Origin of the sequence: Streptomyces sp. MnatMP-M17 (assembly GCF_900091995.1) — a bacterium.
Lineage (GTDB): Bacteria > Actinomycetota > Actinomycetes > Streptomycetales > Streptomycetaceae > Streptomyces.
Genome location: NZ_FMDK01001005.1, coordinates 1 through 2955 on the forward strand (window position 1 = coordinate 1; position 2955 = coordinate 2955).

A 2955-nucleotide genomic window follows, 5' to 3' on the forward strand; every position below is an offset into this window, starting at 1 on the left:
TGTCGGGCCGCGTGCCAGCCCGGCGCGAGCCGGTCGCCGGGCCGCTGCGCGACGTCGTATGTACGCCTTGGATGCCCGGACGCCGGCGCCGCTCATGTACCACGAGATTCCGGGTGAGCTGGGGACGTACATGGTGCCGACGCGCAGTTTCCTGCGCTACCTGCCGGATCAGATCGGCGAACACGGGTCCGCCGCAGTCCGGGACGACACGGGCATCCCCGTAATCAACCTGATCCGCCGCCACGAGGACGGCCGGGACGAAGTGACCGACGTGGTCCTGGGTGAGCTGAAGCAGTACCGGGCCTGCGCGGGACTCCTTCTGTTGATCTTCAAAGAAACACGCGGCGGACGGTCGGGCTCTGGTACCACGAACCAGGGGACGATAATCTCCGAGAGTGGTGGGGTCATTACTCTGAGCGGGGGAATATGAGAGTCGATCTGCTGGTCCCGGATACCGGTGAGTCCGCAGATCTGCGGCGCTGGCTCTTACGCGACCCGCAGCTTCGGAGCGGTGTCGGACGGGAGCGTACGCACGAGCCGCCGGCTGACAGCATGGGGGCGCGGGAAGAGCTGATCACCTTGCTTCTCGCACCCGGTGGACTGACGGCGGCTCTCGCGGCGGCGGTGGTGGCCTGGTTGCAGAACCGCCGCGGCAACCAGACCGTCACCATCACCCGCCCCGACGGGGTCCAGATCACTGTCACCTCCGAGCGGGTGCGCGGGCTCACGCCGGAGATGTCGGGGAGCCTCGCGCTGCGTGTGGCGGAGGCAATACAAGCACCCGACACCTCCGGCCCCAATCCGGCCCCTGGCAGCTCCGAGCCCGGGGAACCGGAGCGGCCGCCCGGTCGGGAACAGGTCTGATCGGTGGAGCACACGGGCACGTCCGGTCTGAGCGGACCCAACTGCCGCGCCGTCGTGGTCGGCACCGGGCATCATCAGGCAGGCGCCTCTCTGTCGAGCCTGCCCAGTGCCCGGCGGTCCGCCGTCGACATCGCCGCCACGCTGCACACGGCATGCGGGATGGAGCAGGGGAATGTCGAACTGCTCACCGACCCCGAGAACCCGACCGAGGTGCTGGCCGCCGTCGAACGCGCCATAGCAGGGGCGTCGGACGGCGGCGTCGTGTTTTTCTACTTCGTCGGCCACGGACTCCTCGGCCCTGGGGATCTGCTGTACCTGGCCACTTCGGCGAGTTCGGTACCGGACAGCACGGTCCACGCCGTCCCCTACGCGGAAATAAAGAACCAGCTGAGCGAGGCGGCCGCACGCTCCGTGGTCATCCTCGACTGCTGCTTCTCCGGCCTCGCCGAAGCGGCCTCACCGGCGCAGCGAAGCGATCCGTACGCGTCGGCGCGCCCGGCAGGCAGCTTCCTGCTCAGCTCTGCCTCGCACTACGCTGTCTCCTTCGCGCCGAAGGGGCAGACGCACACCCTCTTCAGCGGCGAGTTGTTGCGCGTGCTGACCGAGGGAGAACCGGGCGGCCCGGTTCGCTTCACACTGAACGACCTCTACCGACATCTGGACCACAGATTCCAGAACAGTGCGGTGCGCCCCCACGCCGACAGCGCCGGGCGCATGGGAGACCTCACACTCGCACCGAACCCGCGCTACACCCCTGCGCCCGCGTTCCTGCCGCCCCCGCCAGAGGATGACGGCACGCACTGCCCGTATCCCGGCATGCGGCCCTTCCTGCCCGAGGAGAGTCATCTCTTCTTCGGACGCCGGCAACTGACCCAGGTCCTCGTGGACCGGGTGACCGACGCCCAAGCCGTCGGGCCGGTGGTGCTGGTCGGGCCATCGGGCGCGGGGAAGTCCTCGCTCCTGCGCGCGGGCCTGGCGGCCGCCGACAGCGTAGGACCGGTGCTCCTGGTTCCGGCCCCGGGGCCCAAGCCGTTCCAGGAGCTGGTCTCCCGCTGGTCCGAGGCCGTAGGTCGTCCCTTCGCGGAGGTGGCGGACGCGCTGGGCACCGGCAATTTCCCCGCCTCTGCCGACGGTCGCCGCGCTCCCCGGGTGCTGGTGGTGGATCAGTTGGAAGAGATCTTCACACAGTGTGAGGACGCAGAGGAGCGGGATCTGTTCATCCGCGCGGTCGCGACCGCCTCCAGACCCGGCCCCCGTGTCGTCCTGGGTCTGCGTGCCGACTACTACGGGCACTGCCTGCGCGACTCCCGACTGTCCCGCTTGGTGCTGGCAGGTCAGTTCACCGTACCGCCGTTGACCGACGAGGAACTGGGCGAGGCGATCACCGGCCCGGCGGCCCAGGCGGGGCTGCTGCTGGAGGACGGGCTCCTCGACATCCTGCTGCACGAACTGCGCCTGGAGCAGGGCGGGATGGGACACACGACGGCCCTGCCGTTCCTCGCCCACGTTCTGAGGGCCACCTGGGCGGGGCGCTGGGGGCGCCGCCTGACGGTATCCGGCTATCACGCCACGGGCGGTATCCGCGGCTCGGTGGCGCAGACCGCCCATACCCTCCTGGACTCCCTGGACCCGGCCGAGCGGCCGGCCCTACGTGCGCTCGTGCTGCGTCTGGTGCGTGTCGTGGACAGCGAGGGCAAGGCGGTGCGCCGCCGCGTCAGAACCGGCGACCTCATCGCCGCGTCCACCGACGACGGGCAGCGCGACACCGCTCTGCTCGGCAGGCTCGTGGAGGCTCGCCTCGTCGTGGTCGACGGCGGCTGGGCCCAGTTGTGCCACGACTCACTGCTCTACGCGTGGCCGGCGCTGCGGGCCTGGATCGACGTGAACCTCGAAGCGATGCTGGCCCATCGGGGACTGGCGGAGGCGGCCGACACCTGGGACGCGTCGGGCCGGCTGCCGAGCGGACTGTACCGGGGCAGCCATCTGGCGGCGGTACGAAGCCGGATCGAGGACGCCGAGGACGTACTGGAACTGCGCGGTGTGGAGGCCGACTTCCTCGCCGCCAGCCGCTCCGCCCAGTGGCGGGGGACG

The 2955-nt window shown here is 70.1% G+C and carries 3 protein-coding genes; all 3 read left to right on the plus strand.

Translation table 11 applies throughout. The features are described from left to right. Positions 1 to 430: hypothetical protein (locus GA0115259_RS35015; RefSeq protein WP_218104252.1), on the plus strand; the 430-nt coding region annotated here is incomplete at its 5' end. Further along, positions 427 to 864 carry an effector-associated constant component EACC1 gene (locus tag GA0115259_RS35020; RefSeq protein WP_093604360.1) on the plus strand — a complete coding sequence of 146 codons (438 nt, stop codon included), beginning with the start codon at positions 427 to 429 and terminating at the stop codon, positions 862 to 864. The genes GA0115259_RS35015 and GA0115259_RS35020, both read left to right, overlap by 4 nt. 3 nt (positions 865 to 867) lie before the next feature. Then, a partial coding sequence (locus GA0115259_RS35025; RefSeq protein WP_176732765.1) for a caspase, EACC1-associated type occupies positions 868 to 2955 on the plus strand: 2088 nt, incomplete at its 3' end.

Coding starts and splice junctions, on each gene's coding strand:
- GA0115259_RS35020 (WP_093604360.1), top strand. CDS start 427: ATGAGAGTCGATCTGCTGGTCCCGGATACCGGTGAGTCCGCAGATCTG.